14 protein-coding genes are annotated in these 19,478 nt (G+C 60.5%); 7 read left to right on the top strand and 7 right to left on the bottom strand.

Annotation, left to right across the window (positions count from 1 at the left end; genetic code table 11):
• Nucleotides 1-47: 47 nt before the first annotated feature.
• Genes J3P82_RS06055 through J3P82_RS06035 form a run of 5 tightly spaced genes read left to right on the top strand, consistent with a single transcriptional unit; the run spans nt 48 to nt 8,429 of the window.
• A complete protein-coding gene (locus J3P82_RS06055) occupies nt 48-2,339 on the top strand; it encodes a GGDEF/EAL domain-containing response regulator (protein WP_434561495.1) in 2,292 nt (763 codons plus the stop codon).
• Nucleotides 2,336-4,210 carry an EAL domain-containing protein gene (locus J3P82_RS06050; RefSeq protein WP_434561493.1) on the top strand — a complete coding sequence of 625 codons (1,875 nt, stop codon included), beginning with the start codon at nt 2,336-2,338 and terminating at the stop codon, nt 4,208-4,210. Before J3P82_RS06055 ends, J3P82_RS06050 begins: the two co-directional genes overlap by 4 nt.
• A gap of 42 nt (nt 4,211-4,252) precedes the next feature.
• Nucleotides 4,253-5,227 (top strand): cytochrome-c peroxidase, encoded by a 975-nt coding sequence (locus tag J3P82_RS06045; protein WP_434561491.1) that lies wholly within the window; start codon nt 4,253-4,255, stop codon nt 5,225-5,227.
• Nucleotides 5,224-7,026, top strand: coding sequence for a DAHL domain-containing protein (locus tag J3P82_RS06040; protein ID WP_434561489.1), 1,803 nt, complete (start codon nt 5,224-5,226; stop codon nt 7,024-7,026). Before J3P82_RS06045 ends, J3P82_RS06040 begins: the two co-directional genes overlap by 4 nt.
• Nucleotides 7,023-8,429: an ATP-binding protein gene (locus J3P82_RS06035; RefSeq protein ID WP_434561487.1), complete on the top strand. Its 1,407-nt coding sequence runs from the start codon at nt 7,023-7,025 to the stop codon at nt 8,427-8,429. Before J3P82_RS06040 ends, J3P82_RS06035 begins: the two co-directional genes overlap by 4 nt.
• Before the next feature lie 162 nt (nt 8,430-8,591).
• Here the strand turns inward: J3P82_RS06035 and J3P82_RS06030 are convergent, their stop codons facing one another.
• Nucleotides 8,592-10,013, bottom strand: coding sequence for an amino acid permease (locus J3P82_RS06030; RefSeq protein ID WP_434561485.1), 1,422 nt, complete (start codon nt 10,011-10,013; stop codon nt 8,592-8,594).
• A 574-nt stretch (nt 10,014-10,587) separates the two neighbouring features.
• On the opposite strand from J3P82_RS06030, the gene J3P82_RS06025 reads away from it, so the two are divergent.
• Together J3P82_RS06025 and J3P82_RS06020 are read left to right on the top strand one after the other, a co-directional pair.
• Nucleotides 10,588-11,049, top strand: coding sequence for an REP-associated tyrosine transposase (locus J3P82_RS06025; protein WP_434561483.1), 462 nt, complete (start codon nt 10,588-10,590; stop codon nt 11,047-11,049).
• A 230-nt stretch (nt 11,050-11,279) separates the two neighbouring features.
• On the top strand, nt 11,280-14,387 hold the full coding sequence (locus J3P82_RS06020; protein WP_434561481.1) for a transglycosylase domain-containing protein: 3,108 nt from the start codon (nt 11,280-11,282) through the stop codon (nt 14,385-14,387).
• A gap of 24 nt (nt 14,388-14,411) precedes the next feature.
• On the opposite strand, the gene J3P82_RS06015 is transcribed toward J3P82_RS06020, so the two are convergent.
• From J3P82_RS06015 to J3P82_RS05990, 6 genes are all read right to left on the bottom strand, one after another.
• A complete protein-coding gene (locus tag J3P82_RS06015) occupies nt 14,412-14,909 on the bottom strand; it encodes a CS1 type fimbrial major subunit (RefSeq protein WP_434561479.1) in 498 nt (165 codons plus the stop codon).
• A gap of 77 nt (nt 14,910-14,986) precedes the next feature.
• Complete coding sequence (locus tag J3P82_RS06010) at nt 14,987-15,478, bottom strand: CS1 type fimbrial major subunit (RefSeq protein ID WP_434563726.1); 492 nt, start codon at nt 15,476-15,478, stop codon at nt 14,987-14,989.
• Between the two features lie 86 nt (nt 15,479-15,564).
• Entirely contained in the window at nt 15,565-16,047 is a 483-nt protein-coding gene (locus J3P82_RS06005; protein WP_434561477.1) for a CS1 type fimbrial major subunit, read from the bottom strand.
• Between the two features lie 44 nt (nt 16,048-16,091).
• Entirely contained in the window at nt 16,092-16,835 is a 744-nt protein-coding gene (locus J3P82_RS06000; RefSeq protein WP_434561475.1) for a molecular chaperone, read from the bottom strand.
• 59 nt (nt 16,836-16,894) lie between these two features.
• Nucleotides 16,895-18,142 (bottom strand): hypothetical protein, encoded by a 1,248-nt coding sequence (locus J3P82_RS05995; protein WP_434561473.1) that lies wholly within the window; start codon nt 18,140-18,142, stop codon nt 16,895-16,897.
• A 44-nt stretch (nt 18,143-18,186) separates the two neighbouring features.
• The gene (locus tag J3P82_RS05990) at nt 18,187-19,443 is read right to left on the bottom strand and encodes a hypothetical protein (RefSeq protein WP_434561471.1); all 1,257 of its coding nucleotides are present in this window, start codon (nt 19,441-19,443) and stop codon (nt 18,187-18,189) included.
• Nucleotides 19,444-19,478: the final 35 nt, after the last annotated feature.

Genomic DNA, 19,478 nt, shown 5'->3' with positions numbered 1-19,478 from the left:
CAGATGTTCCCACGGTTCTACAGTCAGCATCATGACGGTGCACGGCCATGAGCCTGCCGATGGACAGATCCAATCGGCGGATCCTGATCGTCGATGACACGCCGACGATCCATGAAGATTTTCGCAAGATCCTCAGCCCTCAAGCGGCCCCGGAAGACAGCCTGAGCAGCGCCGAAGAAACGCTGTTCGGCGCCCCCGTGGCCGTTTCCGTTCAGAATTTCGAGCTCGATTCGGCCTTCCAGGGCATGGAAGCCTTGAATAAAGTGGAAACGGCCCTGGCCCAGGGCCAGCCCTTCGCCATGGCCTTCATCGACATGCGCATGCCGCCGGGTTGGGACGGCCTTGAAACCATCGAGCGGCTGTGGCGCGTCGACCCCAAGCTGCAAGTGGCCCTATGCACCGCTTACTCGGATTATTCCTGGGAGGACATCGCCGATCGCCTGGAACTGGGCGATCGCCTGCTGATCCTGAAAAAGCCCTTTGATGCGATCGAGATCCGCCAGATGGCCAGTACGTTGACCGTCAAATGGCAGATGACCGAAGACGCGGCGTTGAAAATGGACATGCTCGAGCGGGCCGTGGAGGAACGTACCCGGGAACTGGCCGACGCCAATATCATCGTGCAGAACAGCCCGACCATCCTCTATCGCCTGCGCGGCGAACCACCGTTCCCGTTGATGTACATCTCCCACAACATCACCAAGTTCGGCCATGTCGCGGCGCAGTTGATCAGCTCACCCGATTGGGCGCAGACCTTGATCCATACTGACGACCAGAGCAAGGTCCAGGAAGCCATGGTCCGCGTTCTGGACCGTGACACGGCGGGGGCGTCCATCGAGTTTCGCATGCGCACCGGCGACGGCGCGTTCCGCTGGGTCGAGAACCGCTACATTCCGGTGCGCAACGAGCAAGGCCTGTTGCTGGAAGTCGAAGGCATCATCCTCGACATCACCGAACGCCGGCTGGCCGAGGAAAAAATCGCCTTGCTGGCCCGCACCGACGGCCTGACCGGGCTCGCCAACCGCGCCACCATGATCGAGCGGCTGCACCAAGCCTTCGCCGGCGCGCGCCGGGGGGCCGCGCCGTTCGCGATGTTCTACCTGGACCTGGATCACTTCAAGCGCATCAACGACACGCTGGGGCACCCCATCGGCGACCTGCTGTTGCAGGAAGTCGCCGCACGGATCAAGGCCTGCACCCGGGAAAACGACGTGGTGGCACGCCTGGGCGGCGACGAATTCGCCATTTTGCAACTGGACGTCCACGAAGCGACCCACTGCGCCGCGCTGGCGGCCAAGATCCGCGACTCGCTGGTGGCGCCCTATTCGCTGGACGGCAATGACGTTCGCATTTCCGTGAGCATCGGCATCAGCCTGTACACCGCGCAAAGCCAAAGCGCCGACAGCTTGATGGCCCAATCCGACATGGCCCTTTACCGCTCCAAGGAAAAAGGCCGCAACCAGTACCATTTCCACAACGAGGAGATTAACCAGGAAGTGACCGACCGGGTCGCCCTGGCCAACGACCTGCGCCACGCCATCGAGCACAACGAGCTGAAATTGCATTACCTGCCGGAAGTCGACCTCGGCACTGGCAAAATCCTCGGCATGGGCGTGCAGGTGCGCTGGAACCACCCCCGACAGGGCTGGCTGGAACCGGCGGCGTTCATGCCAGCGGCGGAAAAGACCGGGATCATCATCGGCCTCGGCCATTGGGTGCTGGACCAGGCCTGCCAGCAGATGCGCCAGTGGCGCGACCAGGGCGTGGCGCCACCGGTGATTGCCATTGACTTGTCGCTGACCCAGCTCAAGACCGGCCCGGAACTGATCTATGACGTGCTGCGCACCACCGCCCGCTGGGAGCTGGCGCCGTGGGACCTGCGCTTTGACGTCACCGAAGCGACCCTGGCCCAGACCAAATGGACCCACAACGACGTGCTGCCGCGCCTGTGCGAACTGGGCGTGCAGGTCGCCATCGATGATTTCGGCACCGAGTATTCATCCTTCGATTACCTCAAGACCTACCGGGTCAACCACCTCAAGCTCGCCCAGCGGTTTCTCGACAGCGCCAATGACGATCCGGAGAACGCCACGACCTTGCGGGCCATCATCAACTTCGCCCGGGACGTGGGCATCGGCATCATTGCCGAAGGCGTCGAGACCCAGGAACAACGCACCACCCTGATGTCCAGCGGCGGCTCGATGCAGGCCCAGGGGCATTACTTCAGCACCGTGGTCGACAGCGACCAGGCGGCCGCCTTGCTCAAGGCCGGCACCATCGTCCCGGTGACGGATCATTGGACCCGGCCGGCAAGCGAGCTATCGGAGAGCAATCCATGAACCCTATGTCGGTACCTGCCAACCGGCGAATCCTGGTGGTGGACGACACGCCCGCCATTCACCAGGACTTTCGCAAGATCCTCAGCCCCGGCGCTGGCAATGACGACTCGCTGGACGACACCGAAAGCCTGCTGTTCGGCACCCCGCAGGTCAGTCGACTGCAATTTGAGATCGACTCGGCCTACCAGGGTGAAGAAGCCTTGGAACTGGTCAAGCGTGCCCAGGCCGAGGGCCAGCCTTACGCGCTGGTGTTCGCCGACATGCGCATGCCGCCGGGCTGGGACGGCCTGCAAACCATCGAGCAATTGTGGAAAGCCGACCCGCGCCTGCAGATCGCCCTGTGCACCGCGTATTCGGATTATTCCTGGGAAACCATGTCCGAACGCATCGAGTTCGACGATCAGTTGCTGATCCTCAAGAAACCGTTCGACACCCTGGAAATTCGCCAGATGGCCAGTGCCATGACCTGGAAATGGCAACTGGCGCAGGACGCCGCGCGAAAAATGCGCAGCCTGGAGCGCACCATTGAAGAGCGCGTCCAGGAACTGCTGAAAGTCTCGCACCTGCTGCAATACGACGTGCTCACCGAGCTGCCCAACAGCATGTTGCTCGGTGATCGCCTGACCCAGGCCCTGGCCCAATGTCGCCGGCACGATCGGCAGCTGGCGGTGATGTTCATCGGCCTGGACCGCTTCAAGCGCATCAACAATGCGCTGGGCCATCCGGTCGGCGATGAATTGCTCAAGCGCGTGGCGCGGACGCTGGCAACGGTGGTGCGCGAATCCGACTCGGTGTTTCGCTACGGTTCCGACGAATTCGTAGTGATCCTCGGGGACATCGCCGACCCACAACTGACCAAGGGCGTGGCGGAAAAACTGCTGGCGGCCATCAACGCTCCACACCCCATCGACGGCCATGACCTGACGGTAACGGCGAGCCTGGGCATCAGCGTTTATCCAACCGACGGCTTCGATGCCGTGGCGCTGATCAAGAAAGCCGAGACGGCCATGCGCAACGTCAAGGAAAGCGGCCCCAACGATTACCGTTTTTTTACCGAAGACATGAACCGCCGGGCCCGCCAGCAACAGACCATCGAATCCGGTCTGCGCCTGGCCCTGCAACGCAAGGAATTCGTGCTGCACTACCAACCCAAGCTCGACCTGACGAACGGCAGAGTGGTCGGTGCCGAGGCCCTGGTGCGCTGGAACCGTCCCGACCAAGGCCTCGTCTTCCCGTCGGATTTCATCCCGGTGGCCGAGGACAGTGGGCTGATCGTGCCGCTCAGCCAGTGGGTGCTCCAGGAAGCCTGCCAGCAGGCTTGTCGCTGGCAAGCCGAGGGCATGCGGCCGCTGTATTTGTCGGTCAACGTCTCGGCAATCGACTTTCGCCAGCGCGGTTTTGTCGATGGCATCGCACGCACCCTCAAGGAAACCGGCCTGGACCCGACACAGTTAGAACTGGAGATCACCGAAAGCGTGCTCATGCAGAACATCGATACGACCGTCGCCACGCTCAAGGCCATCAAACAGCTGGGGGTACGACTGGCCATCGATGATTTCGGCACCGGCTATTCGAGCCTGAGCTACCTGCAAAAATTTCCGGTGGATGTGTTGAAGATCGACCAGTCATTCGTCGGCGACCTGAGCATCGACAGCAACGACGCCAAGCTGGTGAGCACCATCATCAGCCTGGGCCGGAGCTTGCACTTGCACATCATTGCCGAGGGCGTGGAGACCCGCGAGCAATTGGAATTCCTCAAGCGCCACCAGTGCGAGGAAGCCCAAGGTTATTACTTCAGCAAGGCCGTGGAGCCGCAAGCCTTCAGCCAATGGATGGCCGAATGGGAACAACGCCCGAACCCGCTTTCATGAGCATCCGGGTTCATCAACCAGAGTTTCAAAGGAAAGCACTCCATGGCGTCACACGGATTGATTCTGGCTCTCGGCCTGCTGGTGGGATGGATGCCGGTGGGTTGGAGTGTAACCGCCCACGCCGAGCCACTGGACGAACCGCTCAAGCCGCTGCCTCCCGTTCCGGCACTGGACCCCAAACGGGTCCAACTGGGCCAACGCCTGTTCAATGACCCGCGCCTTTCCGTCAACAACACACTGTCCTGCGCCAGTTGCCATCGCCTGGACAAGGGCGGCGCCGACGACAAGCCCATGTCCGTGGGTTTCGATGGCAAACCGGTCGAGGTCAATACGCCCACGGTGTTCAATGCCAGCCTGAACTTCCACCAGTTCTGGGACGGCCGCGCCGATACGCTGGAAGAACAGGTCCATCTGGTCGTGACCAGCCCGGTGGAAATGGGCAGCACCTGGGAATCGGTGGTCAAGCGCATCGCCGATGACCCCGGCTATACCAAGGATTTCAAGGCCGCCTATCCCGATGGCGTGACCAAACCCAATGTCCAGGGCGCATTGGCCGCCTACGAGCGCACCTTGCAGACGCCGAACTCGCGTTTCGATCAATACCTGCTGGGCGACACCGACATCCTCACGCCCCGGGAAAAATTCGGCTACCAGCGTTTCAAGGAGTACGGCTGCATCGCCTGCCACCAAGGCGTGAACATTGGCGGCAACATGTTCCAGAAATTCGGAATCATGGGCGACTACATCAATGACCGGGGCAACCCCACCCGGGCCGACGAAGGACGCTTCAACGTCACCGGCGATGAAGCGGATCGCCAGGTTTTCAAAGTGCCCAGCCTGCGCAACGTGGCCGTCACCGCCCCGTATTTCCATGATGGGTCGGCGCCGACCCTGGAGCGCGCGGTAGAGGTCATGTTCAAGTATCAACTGGGTCGTGAGCCCCTCAAGAACGATACGACCCTGATCGTCGAGTTCCTCAGGACACTGACCGGCGAATCGGAGGGCAAGCCCCTATGACCACTCTGCGTCGTCTCGGTCTTGCGTTCATCGGCCTGTTGCTGGCTTCGGTCCTGCTGTTCATGTACGTCAATTCCGGTGCCCAGCAGGCCGCCTCGTACATCGAATCCCGGGACCTGATCCGCCTGCTCAAGCAGCAGGACGCGATCTGGGACAACGAGGTGCTCAAGGCGCGGATTGCCCTGAGCCACAATTACGATCCACTGGTCTCGCCGCTGCAGGAGATGGCGCGCCTGTGGCAGCGCCTGGACGCCATCGAATCGGAGCCGGGCCGCCACGGGCCGTCACTCTGGGAGACCCAGCGCAACGCGTACCTCAAGGCGGTCAAGGAAAAAACCCGCTTGGTGGAACAGTTCAAATCCCATAACGCGGTGCTGCGCAATTCCCTGGCCTTCCTGCCCACTGGCGAGGACGACATCCAGGGCCAATTCGCTCGGCTGCCCGACACCTACAGGCTGGAGTTGCAGAACGTTGCCATCGACACCTACGACCTGTTGCTCAGCAGCATGGAGTTCGCCCAGCTCGGCTCCCCCGAGATAGCCGCCGAGGTATTGCTGGGTTTGAACCAGCTGGACGTCAACAAAGAGCGCCTGCCCACGGGGCTGCTCAACTCCATCGAAGTGCTGCGCAGACACATTGGGGTGATCCTGCGCGAACAGCCAAAGGTCAACGAACTCTTACTCGGAATCGGCGCCATCCCCGTGGCCGATCATCTGGATACCATCACCCATCTGCTGGAGAAAGACCAGGAAAAAGCCGCCGCCAAATACGAGCGCAACCACGTTTACCTGTTGGTGTTCGCCACGCTTTTGGTGCTGATCCTGATCTGGCTGGCGATCCGGTTGATTCGCAGCTTCGCCGAGATCAAGCGGGTCAACAACGCCCTGCAAACCGCCAACGACGAACTTGAACAACGCGTCGAAGAACGCACCCGCCAACTCAAGGACACCCAGAGCGAACTGATGGACACCGCCCGCCAGGCCGGCATGGCGGAGATCGCCACCAACGTGTTGCACAACGTCGGCAACGTGCTCAATAGCGTGAACATATCCGCCGACCTTGTCAGCCGCAAACTGCGCAGCAGCAAGGCCCTGGGCCTGGGCAAGGCGATGAACCTGATCAACGAACACAACCACGACCTGGGGCACTTCCTCACCGAAGATGAAAAAGGCAAGCTGCTGCCCGGCTACCTCAATCAATTGGTGGAGGCCATCGCGGTGGAACAGCAAGGCATGACCGATGAACTGGCCCAACTGAGCAAGAGCGTGGACCACATCAAGGACATCGTTTCCACCCAGCAATCCTACGCCGGCGCCAACAGCCTGATGGAACCGCTGGTGATCAGCGAATTGCTCGAGGACGCCCTGCGCATGAACTCCGGCGCCCTGACCCGCCACCACGTGACGGTGCTCAAGGAATACGGCGAGGTGCCGCGGATCATGGGCGACAAGCACCGCTTGTTGCTGATCCTGATCAACCTGATCAGCAACGCCAAGTACGCCATGGGGGGCGTTTCCAACCATGCGCGAAACATGACGCTCAAGGCCGCCGTCGTGGACGGCGAGACGTTGCAGATCAGCGTCAAGGACGAAGGCGAAGGGATCCCGGCGGACAACATGACGCGCATCTTCGCCCACGGCTTTACCACCCGTAAGGACGGCCACGGGTTCGGCCTGCACAGTTGCGCACTGGCAGCGATAGAAATGAACGGCCAGCTCACCGCACACAGTGACGGGCCAGGAACCGGGGCAACCTTCGTCCTGCAACTGCCCTTGAAACTCGCGGAGGGTGAGCCATGAACAGCATCAGCAACCGGCGCATCCTCCTGATCGACGACACGCCCGCCATCCATGAAGACTTCCGCAAGATCCTGACCCCGGAAGAGGAAAACGACAGCGACCTGCAGGACATGGAAAGCGCCCTCTTCGGTGAAGCCCCGAAACCCGTCGCCACGGTGTTCGAGCTCGACTCGGCCTACGGCGGCCAGGAGGGCTTGGCCAAATTGCAGCAAGCGTTGGCCAAGGAGCTTCCTTATGCCCTGGCGTTTGTCGACATGCGCATGCCCGAAGGTTGGGACGGCGCCAAGACCATCGAAGAGCTCTGGAAAGTCGACCCACAGTTGCAAGTGGTGGTCTGCACCGCGTATTCGGATTATTCCTGGGATGAACTGCTCGATCGCCTGAATGGCCACGACCGCCTGCTGATCCTGAAAAAGCCCTTCGACAATATCGAAGTCCAGCAGATGGCCAACACCCTGACCACCAAATGGGAAATGACCTCCCGCGCCCGGTTGAAAATGAACAAGCTCGAAGACCTGGTGGAGCAACGCACCCTGGCGTTCAAGCAGGCCAGCGAGCTGCTGCAAATGGAAATCGACGAACGCAAGATGCTCGAAAGCCAATTGGTGCAATCGGAGAAACTGGCCTCGCTGGGCCAGCTGGCCGCTGGTGTCGCCCATGAAATCAACAACCCGATCGGTTTCATTTCCTCCAATCTCGGCGCCCTCGGCGGGTACTTCAGCAAGCTCGAAGAAATGCTCCAGGCCTACGGCAGTGCCGAACAAGCCATCACCTCGCCGGAGTTGCTGACGGAACTCAAGCGCCTGCGCGAACAGGTGGAACTCGACTTCCTGGTGGAGGACATTCCGGTGCTGATCAAGGAGTCCAAGGACGGCATCGCCCGCGTCGGGCAAATCGTCAAGGACCTCAAGGACTTCTCCCGCGTCGACTCCAGCCAGGAATGGCAGATGGCGAACTTGCAGCAGGGGATGGATTCGACGTTGAACATCGTCGCCAACGAGATCAAGTACAAGGCCGACGTGGTCAAGCAATACAGCCCGTTGCCGGAAGTCGAATGCCTGCCGTCGCAGATCAACCAGGTGATCATGAACCTGATCGTCAACGCCGCCCAAGCCATCGGCCCGGAACGCGGCACCATCACCCTGCGCAACGGCGTCGAAGGCGACACCGTCTGGATCGAAATCGCCGACAACGGCTCGGGCATCCCACCGGAAACCCTGAAGAAAATCTTCGACCCGTTCTTCACCACCAAACCCATCGGTAAAGGCACGGGGCTGGGGTTATCGCTGTCCTACGGCATCGTGAAGAAACACAACGGCGAAATTACCGTGAGCAGCGAGGTCGGCGTGGGGACGACGTTCCGGGTGGAACTGCCGGTGCGGCAGATGAAATTGGCCGGATAAATACGAACCGGCTCTTGTGGCAAGGGAGCTTGCTCCCGCTGGGCTGCGCAGCAGCCCCAATGGCAGCTGCCGCGGACGTTCAGCGACATTGCTCGATACCCTCACTTAACAAAAAGCCCCAGTCATTTCCGACCGGGGCTCTTGTTCTACAGCACTCTCACGTTACGAAGCCGAACGCACCGAACCGGCTAGATCACCGGTCGGTTGCAACTTGAAGGTATAAAACAACACCGTCAGCAACACCAGGAACGCCGGGCCCACATACAACGCCACGCGCGTATCCGGGAAGTACGCCATCAGCCCCACCACCAATAGCAGGAACGCCAGTGCCAGATAAGAGCTGACCGGGTAAAGCCACATCCGGTACTTCAACGCCGCACGCTCGGACGCGCTCAGGCCTCTGCGGAATTTCAGCTGGGCCAGCAGGATCATCACCCAGGTCCAGATCGCGCCGAAGGTGGCGATGGAAGTGACCCAGACGAAGACTTTCTCCGGTACCAGGTAATTGAGCAGCACGCCCAGCAGCAGCGCGGCAATCGATAACAGCAACGCACGGCGCGGCACGCCGTTGCTCGAGGTCTTGGCGAAACCGGCCGGAGCCTGGCCGTTCTGCGCCAGGCTGTAGAGCATCCGCCCGGTGCTGAAGATCCCGCCGTTGCAGGACGACAGCGCGGCGGTGATCACCACGAAGTTGATGATGCCGGCGGCGGTCTTGATGCCCAGGCGCTCGAAGGTCATCACGAAGGGGCTGCCTTGGGTGCCGATTTCGTTCCACGGATAGATCGACAGGATCACGAACAACGCGCCGACGTAGAACAGCAGGATCCGCCAGAACACCGAGCCGATGGCGTTGGGGATGGTTTTCTGCGGATTGCGCGCTTCCCCGGCGGTCAGGCCGATCATCTCCACGCCCAGGTAGGCGAACATGACCATTTGCAGGGACATCAACACGCCGGACACGCCGTTGGGCATGAAGCCGCCGTGGGTCCACAGGTTGGAAACGCCCAGGGCCACGCCATCGTTGCCGAACCCGAAGGCGATGATGCCGACGCCGCCGATGACCATGGCGATGATCGTGACGATCTTGATCAGGGCAAACCAGAACTCGAATTCACCGAAGGCCTTGACCGCGATCAGGTTGATCGAGCCCATGCTGATCAGTGCGGCCAACGCCCAGATCCAGCGCGGAACGTCGGGAAACCAGACGCCCATGTACACCGCTACCGCGGTGATCTCCGCCACACAGGTCACCAGCCACAGGAACCAGTAGTTCCAGCCCGTGAGGAAGCCTGCCAGCGGGCCGAGGTAATCCTGGGCATAACGACTGAACGAACCGGCCACCGGGTTATGCACGGCCATCTCGCCAAGGGCGCGCATGATCACCAGGATCGCCAGGCCGCCAATGATGTAAGACAGCATGATCGCCGGACCCGCCATCTCGATGGCCTTGGCCGAACCGAGGAACAACCCGACACCGATGCAAGCGCCAAGCGCCATCAAGCGGATATGTCGCTCGCCGAGTTCACGTTTGAGCGGACCACCCTGAGCGGTCTCGCCATGGGGCAGATGATTGCCGACAGGCATAGGAGTACAACCTCGTCTTGTTATTGGATGAGCCACCGAGTCTCCAAAAGCCGCAAACGGGTGAGCTTGCAGCCTTTGCCGAAACCGGGCCTGCCTTGTGGGCAGACCGTCCTGTAGGAAAAATCCTCAAGATCAGCGGGCCGTGCAGTATAAAAAGCCAGGGATAGAGAGTTTCACTGTAAAACCAGAGAAGTTCAGGGATAAGCCTCAGCCGGAACGGCATTTTCAAGAGGGATTGACTGAATTACCGGCCATTCAGAAAACGGCGCAGAGTATTGCACAGCGATGGTGCAGCGTCATGTCTTGGCAGACGGCGACGGCTCTAGCACAAGGATTTCAGGATGCCACCGCCCCCGTGGCGAGGGAGCTTGCTCCCGCTGGGGGGGCGAAGCCGCCCTCGCTTTTCAGCTTTCAAAAGCTGACGACTGCTGCGCAGCCGAGCGGGAGCAAGCTCCCTCGCCACGGGGACTACGGCGATTTCAGAAAAGTCGTTCATGTATCAGGGCGTCAGGTCGTCAGGTCGTCGTGGGCGAAGCTACCGTCAAGGAGTACCCCAACTACAGGAAGCCACGGAATGCATCCCCTACGTCCAAACTCTCATAGGCTGCGTCATGGACGCTCATCAGAAGCGGGGCGAGGTTACCTCGTCACCACAGTCGTTCACCAACGCACACCGATCTTCAAGGATTGGCAGCTGGGCCGTTTGCTGGTTGCAGAAATGCGTCTGATCCATGAGCGAAGTCAGGTCAATTCGCTCGCCTGGGTTGTGATGCCAGATCATCTGCACTGGTTGCTGCAATTGGAACAAGCTCAACTGCCCAACGTGATGCAGACGGTCAAGTCCCGAAGCACCCTTGCAATCAATCGAGCCATGGGCAAGAAGGGGGCCTTCTGGCAAAACGGATTCCATGATAGGGCCATCCGCGACAATCAGGATCTGTTGCCTTGCGCCCGCTACATTATCGCCAACCCTCTTCGCGCGGGCTTGGTGGAGTGCATTGGCAACTATCCGCTCTGGGACGCCATTTGGCTCTGACCGCTCTTGTGGCGAGGGAGCTTGCTCCCGCTGGGGGGCGAAGCCGCCCTCGCTTTTCAGCTTTCAAAAGCTGACGACTGCTGCGCAGCCGAGCGGGAGCAAGCTCCCTTGCCACAACGGCCTCATCACTCAACGACTTACGTGCCAACCACAATTTCCCCTCCCCCACGCCAACCACCGTCTAAGCTTCAAGCAAGTCCGATCAATCTGCGTGAATGGATCAGTCGACTATGGGCGCTTTGTGGCAAACCGATTCGAACAAACCTGTGGTCCCGACTGAACGTATGGAAGAAGCGCCTTTACCTCAAAAAAATCGCCGCGCACGGCATGGCTGGCGGGCGTTCTGGTTGTTGTTGCTGATTATCGTGGTGGTGGTCGGCATCGCTGCGGCCAAGGAGATGCGCACGTCCCGGTTCCAGGCGCAGGAACTCAGCCAATATGCCGCGTCGCTGACCTATTCGGTACAACCGGGCCCCAGCGATGCCATCGTCTACCCGGGCGCCGGTCCGTTCGACCAGCGGTGGGGCTACAGCGCCCTGGGGGAATTCCTGCCGCGCCTGCTCAAGCGCGATTATGTGATCGAGGCCCAGGCGCGTTTTTCACCGGCCTTGATGGACTACGTCGACAAAGGCCTGTTCGTGCCCTACGCGGAAAAGATCCAGGCGGGGCTGACCATCACCGACTGCCGCGCCGCGCCGGTGTATCAGTTCAAGTATCCACAGCAGTTGTATGCAAGCTTTGACGCGATTCCGCCAGTGGTGGTGCAAAGCCTGTTGTTCATCGAAAACCGCTTCCTGCTCGACCCCAAGCAGCCACTCGCCAACCCGGCGGTGGACTGGCCGCGCTTCGGCATGGCGGCGTGGTCGCAGGTGGCCAAGCTGCTGAGCCTGCCGGGGCAATCGGCCGGCGGCAGTACGTTGGCAACGCAGTTGGAAAAGTACCGGCACTCGCCCGAAGGCCTGACCGTGTCGGGAGCGGAAAAAATCCGCCAGATGATTTCCGCCAGCGTCCGCGCTTACCAGGCCGGTCCGCAAACCCTCGAGGCACGGCAGCGGGTCATCCGCGACTACCTCAACAGCGTACCGCTCTCCGCCGTGCCGGGGCACGGTGAAGTCCACGGTATGGCGGAAGGTTTGCGGGTCTGGTATGGCGCGGACTTCAAGCGGGCCAACGAGCGGCTGTTCAGCACCGCCACCGACCCCAAGAGCCTGGCGGAAAAAGGCCTGGCCCTGCGGGAAATGCTGTCGTTGATGATCGCCCAGCGGCGCCCGTCCCATTACCTGTCCAAGGGCCACGATGAACTGGCGCGCCTGACCGACAGCCATATCCGCCTACTGGCACAGAACGGCGTGATCGACGCCGCGCTGTCCGAAGCGGCCCTGGCGAGCAAGGTCAGCTACCGCGACTGGGTCCAGGACCCGACCGTCCAGCCCAACGAAACCAACAAAGGCATCAGCGCCGCCCGCAGTCGCCTCGCCGCGCTGCTCAACCGACCGCTGTATGACCTCGATCGCCTCGACCTCTCCGCCACCAGCACCTTGCAAAGCGACTTGCAGGCCCAGGCCACCGACTACCTCAAGCGCTTGGCCGACCCGGCCTTCGCCGCCGAGATCGGCCTGATGGGAGAACGCCTGCTGACCCCCACCAGCACCACCCAGGTGCGCTACAGCTTCACCCTGCTGGAACTGACCCCCGATGGCTCGCGCGTGCGGGTGCAGACCGACAGCACCGACCAGCCTTTCGACATCAACGAAGGCAGCAAACTGGAGCTGGGCTCCACCGCCAAGTTGCGCGTGCTCACCACTTACCTGCAGATCATCGCCGAACTGCATGAGCGTTATGCCCAGCAAACCCCGGCGGCGTTGAAGAAAACCGAGATCGCCGAGCAGGACCGCCTGTCCCGCTGGGCCGTTGACTATCTGATCCAGAACACCGACCGCAGCCTGCCCAAGATGCTCGAAGCGGCACTGGACCGCACTTATTCAGCCAGCCCCGGCGAGTCGTTCTTTACCGGTGGCGGGCTGCACACCTTCCACAACTTTCGCAAGGAAGACGACGGCCGCATACCCACGCTGCGTGACTCTTTGCGAGAATCCATCAACCTGCCCTTTATCCGCCTGATGCGCGACCTGGTGCGCTACGCCACCTACGCCGGCCCCAACAACAGTTCCGAATTGCTCAAGGACGACAAGGACCCGCGCCGCCAGGAATACCTGGCCCAGTTCGCCGACCGCGAAGGCACGTCGTTCCTGCTCAGGTTCTGGAAGAAATACCAGAAAAAGGACACCGCACAGCGCCTGGAAACCTTCCTCGACGGCATGCGCCCTACCGCAATCCGCCTCGCCGCCGTGCACCGTTATTTCTTTCCCAACGACAGCCAGGAAAGCTTCAACCGCTTCGTGCGCGCGCATCTGAAGTCGGCCAAGAGCGCCGAAAAACTCACCGACGAACGCCTGGAACGGCTTTATCAAAGTTACGGTCCCGGCGCCTATGACCTGCCTGACCAAGGCTTCATCGCCAAGGTCCACCCGTTGGACTTGTGGTTGATGGGTTACCTGCTGAACAACCCCGACGCCAAGTTCAGCCAGATCGTCAAGGCCAGCCAGTTCGAGCGTCAGGAAGTCTACAGTTGGCTGTTCAAGAGCCGGCACAAGAGCGCCCGCGACAGCCGTATCCGCACCATGCTGGAGATCGAAGCTTTCCTGGATATCCACCAGCGCTGGCAGCAAGTCGGCTATCCGTTCGACCACCTGGTGCCATCGCTGGCCACTGCCATCGGCAGCTCCGGTGATCGCCCCGCCGCGCTCGCGGAGCTGGTGGGTACGATCCTCAACGACGGCGTCCGCCGGCCGGCGCTGCGCGTCGACAGCTTGCAGTTCGCCGTCGGTACGCCTTATGAAACGCGATTGGTCAGTAACCCGGACAACGGCAAGCGCGTGATGCCAGTGGAAGTGGCCCGGGCCTTGCGCGGTGCGCTGTCCCAGGTGGTGGATGCCGGCACCGCGAAACGGGTGGCAGGCAGTTTCAAGTTGGCCGACGATACGCCACTGGCCATGGGTGGCAAGACCGGCACCGGTGACAACCGTATCGAAGCGGTCGGTTCCGGTGGGCGGGTGATCAGTTCCAAATCGATCAACCGCACCGCCACGTTCGTGTTCTACATCGGCGACAGCCATTTCGGCACGCTGACGGCATTCGTCCCCGGCGCGTCGGCCCAGAACTTCAAGTTCACCTCGGCCTTGCCGGTGCAAGTGCTCAAGGGCATGGCGCCGTTTCTGTCGGCCTATTTGCAGCCGGGCAGTCAAACCCAGTGCAAGCCGTTGGTGGCCGGCCCATGAGCGACCGCACCGCCGTGCGGTGAGCTAAATCGCTACCCGAGGCACCGCGTCGAAGATCACGGTGAAGCTGCCGATATACACCCCTGGATCGCGATCGGCAGGCATGCCATCGGCAAAGATGACCATTTCAGCCTGGGTGCCTGGTGTGGACGAGGCATCATCCACCACTTCCAGGGGCGTACCTCGCAGACGTACATCATTGAACGTGACACCCAGCTCAATCGCAGTCCTCCCGTTGCTCAACCAAGGCCGGTGGCCTTCCAGAATGTAGGCATGGACCGAGCCGTCGGTGTTTTTCACATCATACGTATGACGTATGCGGCTCATCCACTGGGTCACTTCGTTGTAGAGCATGACCTCGTTCTTACCGAACTCGGGGTCACGAGGCTGCACGTGGAATTGCTTGTTGGGAATATTCGCGGTGATGTGAATCGAGGTGCGTGCATCATCAGCTGCCAATACCGGCGAAGAGCCCAGGACGGCGGCCGCCAGTACGACCAGGGAGACCATTTGCTTGAACATGGTTGATACCTTTTTACAGAACCAAATGCAGACCGTCCCGCGACAAGGGCACTAGCCGCCGCCGGATCAGGCTGTCGTTAGAGAGTTACACGAGGCACCGCATCGAAGATGACAGTGAAGTTCCCGGTATACAGTCCAGGTAGGCGATGGATGCCCCAATTAACCGGGTTGATGACCATCTCCGCCTGGGTACCTGGCGTGGATGTGGCGTCATCTACGACTTCTTGAGGCTCATAGGACAACTGTACGTCGTTGAACCAAACACGCACAGGAATGATCACGCTGCCATTAGACAGGTCAGGGCGCCCCTCAAGGTAGGCATGAACCGAGCCGTCGGTATTCTTCACATCAAAGGTATGGCGTATGGAGCTCAACTCGTAGCTCACAGGGTTGTAATGCATGTACTCATCTTTTCCGAAATCCGGATTACGCGGCTGCACATGGAACTGCTTGTTGGGAATATTCGCGGTGATGTGGATGGACGAGCGTGCATCATCGGCAGCGAAGGCCGCCGGGCAAGCCAGGGCGACAGCGCCCAGCACCGTACTGGATATGATTTTTTTAAACATGGGTGTAGCTCCTTTTTCATTGTGGTTCATCAATAGCCCCTCCTTGGACGAGCAAGCCGGATTGCTCCGACAAAACATCCAGCCTCTTATGGCGCAACGGCATCGAACACCATGTGAACGGTGCCGTAGTAATCACCGGGCCTGTAGTTATCGCCGGGCTTGATGGCGGCGATTTCCAAGGGCACTTGCCGCCCCGGCCGGGCCTCGGTGGCCGACACGACCAGGGTCGAATCGAGGCTCAATTCAACGTTGTTGAAGCTCACCCGCAAATCAATGCGATCACGGCCGTTGGACAAGTAGGCCTCTTCGCCCAGGCGCGCGCCGATGGCGCCGGTGGTGTTCTTCACCTCGTAGGTCGCCCGCAGCGGGCTGAGGTCGTTCGTGATGGAGCTGAACGGCAAGCGTTGCTCGCGCTGGACCAACTGCGGATCGAGCGGCAGCACATAGAAATCCACCGTCGGGATGGTCACATAGAGCTCGAACGTTTCCCGCTCCACGGCCGCCCAGGCCGCAGGCCAGGGCAACATCAGCGTGGTCAGTGCGAGGGGGCTTGCAAGTGTCTTGAGCATGGTCATTACCTGTGGCGTCAGCGACGGTTCGGCGACAGCAATCGTCAACCCTTGATTTCGACGGACTTCGTCTCGCCGCCTTCGATCAGCGTGAAGCGGTACTCACGCCCCGACTCCTTTTCAAAGAAAAACGTGCGACCTGCCATGACGTGGTGCTTGGTGGTGGGTCGGCAGTCGTTTTCCTTCTGCGCGTCACAGTCCTTGAATTCGTCGATGACCACGACGCTGTTGCCGTTGTTGCGCATCAGGTATCGGCTGGCGTTGTCATCGATCACCGTCTCGAAACGGGTGTTCTTGGGTCGCACGAAAAACACCGTGCCGTAGCCCGCCAGGACCTTGACCCCCGCCGCGACCCGGTCCTTCTTGTATTGCTCGCGTTCTTCCTGGCTGATGGCAAATTCGTCCTCCGCCTCGGGCACCACGGGCACGAAACGGACCCGGAAGTAACGCTCCTTGTCGCGGTTGCCCATGAACACCAGCCGCGTGCCCTGCATGCCGTTGGCCGGTACGATCAGGCGCGCCGGACTGGCCATCAGGCCGTCCTTGGCCTGGGCGCTGACCTGGTTCTGCAGCGGCACCTCCTGGTAAGTGCCGTCCTCGTTGTAGATGATTTCCAGGATGTTGACCTTGACGAACGCCGTCGACGTTCCGCCATTGAACACCCGCTTCATGTAGGTGCTCTTGTCACCGTCCAGGTAGTCGTAGACCACCCCGACCCCAATCTGCGGCCCGGCCTGGGCCACACTGCTGAACAGAAAAAAACCAATCCATGCCACTAACCGTTTCATCGTTTCTTCAACCTCATGCACTAAAGCAACTCACTGGACACTGCTGGTCGCAGGCCCATTCAAACTTCCGAATCCCAGATCACCGTGACGTTGCCGGTGTAGGTCCCGGCGCCACCGACCAGCATGTCGTCGACGTCACCCTGGGCGATTTCGAATGACAGGCTGGCCGCTCGACGATCGATATAAACGCTCGGCTGGAACAGCTCGGTGCCGCTGCCGTCACGCAGCACCCGGCGACGGTTGACCGGCTGCCCGTTGGCGTCGGTCAGGCCGGCGGGCAGCGTCACGCTGACATCCACCGGAACGGCATGCCCGGAGCCGGCCTCCGCGACAGCGCAGGTATTACCGTTGGGGTACTGGCACTCCAGCGACATCTTGAAGCGCGAGGACGTGGAAATATGGAACCGCTGATCCCGAAACAACCGCGTCGGCTTGCGCCCGCTGTTCAACCACCCTTGCCAGCCCTCCTGGGGCACCAGCTCTACCTGGTTGCCACCGGGGGGCACGTCGATCTTGAGGGCGTGATCGACCTGAAGATCGAAATTGAGCGTGAGCACCGAGTCATCCGCGACCATGACATCGCCCATGTCCAGGTCCAGCCCTGGCCCGATGGTGTAGGTCAGCGACCCGGTGTAATGCCCGGCCGACATTTTCAGCGGGTTGGGCGTGCGCAGTTCGTAGGCAAAATCCATTGAGTAATAACTCATCTGGGGAATCGGGTAATGAGCCGTCTTGGCACACACGCCTTCTGTCGGGGTCTTCCAGAAAAAGTCGTAAGTCACTCTGGAATAAAACCCCAGGCCGCTGTATTGGCAGGGTGATGGGGCCTCGTCCCAGGCCGCACCGCCCCACAACATCCGGTGTGCGAGAGCGAGGTTCGGCTCGCCACCGACCAAGGTGTCGACGCCGTCGGGAAGGCGCTGTTGCGCGCCAATACCCGACCAGCGCACCTCGACGGTTTCCGTCTCCCCCGTGCCCGAATGAGTCACCAGCACCGGGCGCCAGCTGGCGGGCACCTTGAACATCGCACCCTGCCGAGCATCTGCATGATTGGCCTGGATAGGCCGGCTCAAGTTGACCGTGATAGGCAACGAGATGCTGAACATGCCCGAAGCCCTGCATTGCTCCGGATAACGCTGGCAGTAGCCGCTGACCGGGGTGGTGTTGACGAATGTGCTTTGCTGAGGCTTCGACGGGTCGGGCCTGAACACTGCGCTGATGTCCCGGGTTAGCGCACTGGCCATGGGGGCGCCGGCAGCCAGAAACGTTGAAACCACACAGCCTGCTAGTACTGGTGATCCTTTCATGGGTACGACCTCATTCAAATCCGTTGAATAGACCAAGCTCTTTCTTACACTTCCGAATCCCATATCACCGTGACGCTCCCGCTATAGGCCTTGGCGCCGCTGTCCAGCATCTGCTCGACACTGTTGCGGCCGATTTCGAAGTGCAGGGTTCCCGGCCCGCGATCGATATACTGGCCCGGTTGGAACAGTTCGGTGCCGCTGCCATCGCGCAGCAGCCGACGGCGGTTGACCGGCTGGCCGGAACCGTCGGTCAAGCCGTTGGGCAGGCTCACGCTGATGTCGACCGGCACGGTATGGCCAGAACCGGTTTCAGAAACCGCGCAGGTATTGCCACTGATTTGTTGGCATTCGAGTGCCATCTTGAAACGCGACGAGGCTGAGATATGGAAGCGCTGGTCACGGAATAACCGTGATGGTTTCCGGCCGCTGTTCAGCCAGGATTGCCAACCCTCCTGGGGAACCAGCTCGACCCGGTTGCCGCCGGGGGGGACTTCGACTTTGAGGGTGTGTTCGACAGTCAACTTGAAATCAAGGGTGAGTATCGCATCGGAAGGAATCATGACATCGCCCATGTCGAGATCCTGGCCCGGTCCAACGCTATAGGTCAGCGATCCCGTGTAGAGACCGCTCGACATTTTCAGGGGGTTTGGGGTGCGCAACTCGTAGGCAAATTCCAGATATTGGTAGGTAAAGCTCGGGATCAAAAAGCTCGCCTTTTTGGAGCACGCTGCTTCGACCCGGGTTTTCCAGAAAAAACGGTATGAAGTCGCGTTAAAGCCCCCACGACCGGTATATCCGCAAGGTGAGCCGGGATTCACCCAGCTATTACCATACCCACCCCATAACCGGTTATGTGCCAGCGAAAGGCTAATGTCCGGATTACCAATGAGGTTCAGCACGCTCGTTGGTAGTTGATACCTCGAGCCGATTCCTGAAAAACGCACTTCAACGGTTTCGGTTTCACCCGTCACCGCATGAGTCACGTGTGCGGTACGCCAATTGGCGGGCACCTTGAACGTTGCGCCTTGCCGATAGTCGGTATGATTCGCCTGGATAGGGCGGCTCGAATTGAAGGTGATAGGCAACTGAATGCTGAAGATCTTCGTCGCTGCGCAATCCGCCGGGAAGTCGGTGCAGTAACCAGAAATAGGCGTGGTATTGGTAAATTGATTCAGGTTTGGCTTCGAAGCATCGGGCCTGAATATGGCAGTGATATCCCGGCTCACGGCATTGGCCGCAGGCACGCACGCAAACAACAACACCGAGACGACGCTGCGTACTGCAACCGATAAGGGTTTCATTTATACAACCTCATACAATCAAGACAAATCGCCGC

The sequence above is a fragment of the Pseudomonas sp. Z4-20 genome, assembly GCF_051131955.1.
In the GTDB taxonomy this organism is placed as follows: Bacteria; Pseudomonadota; Gammaproteobacteria; order Pseudomonadales; family Pseudomonadaceae; genus Aquipseudomonas; species Aquipseudomonas marvdashtae.
The sequence above is the reverse complement of the archived record's forward strand: the minus strand, read 5'-3'. Positions and strand labels throughout refer to the sequence as shown.